The organism is Ruegeria sp. AP12 (assembly GCF_056540025.1).
Window position 1 is genome coordinate 1 of sequence record NZ_JBQFVZ010000186.1, and the last position, 763, is coordinate 763.

Annotated in this window: 1 protein-coding gene; it reads right to left on the reverse strand. The window is 56.1% G+C overall.

Translation table 11 applies throughout. From position 1 onward, the window contains the following. Positions 1–684 (reverse strand): HAD-IIB family hydrolase (locus ACR0E6_RS22150; protein WP_480587417.1); only part of this gene is annotated, 684 nt, incomplete at its 3' end. Positions 685–763: the final 79 nt, after the last annotated feature.

Genomic DNA, 763 nt, shown 5'->3' on the forward strand with positions numbered 1-763 from the left:
GTCTTCGAGCGCCTGGGCCGGAATGGATGCACCATGCCGGTTTGCGACAACGACACCAGTGTCGGCGGCAAGGATCATTTCCAGATCGTTCGGTGCATCGCCAAGCGCGATGGTTCTTTCCGGTTTGAACAGGCGGATCACGTCGGACATGGCATCTGCTTTGGTCTTTCCAAACGACAAGGTGAGAAATCGACCGCCTTGCCTGGCCTTTAGACCGTACCGCCCGGCTTCGGAGATAAACGTACCTAGATCCTCTGGCGCGCCATCCCACACGCCCGGTTCGCTGAAATGCCGATCCTGGGCTTTCTCTGCCTCGACGAGATCAAGGCCGGTCCTGTCGCTCACCTCCTGCACGCTCATATCTGCGAAGCCGCGAAAGCCGGGTGGGAGGTGTTGCAGGATATTCAGAATGTTCAGATATTCGGATGGCCCGCCGGTTTCTGGGTGGCCCGTTGCCAGAATGCCAGCACCATTTTCAACTATCGACGGCATGTTCGAAAAGCCGATGTCTTGGCGCAAGCCAATAATCTCAGCAGCGGTTTTACTGCTGGCTAGCACGAGCCCCGCGCCAATGTCCCGAAGCCGGTTTAGTGCGGGTTGCGCGGCGTCCCAGCTATAGTCGTGATGGTTCAGCAGAGTACCATCGAGATCGGAGAAAACCAGAAGTGGCAGGCGTCGGGACATGGCTTCTGACTAGCATGCGAGATTGCGCGGCTACATCTGAAATCAGAAGAACATGCAGATTTAGTGTTTAAAAAATCAG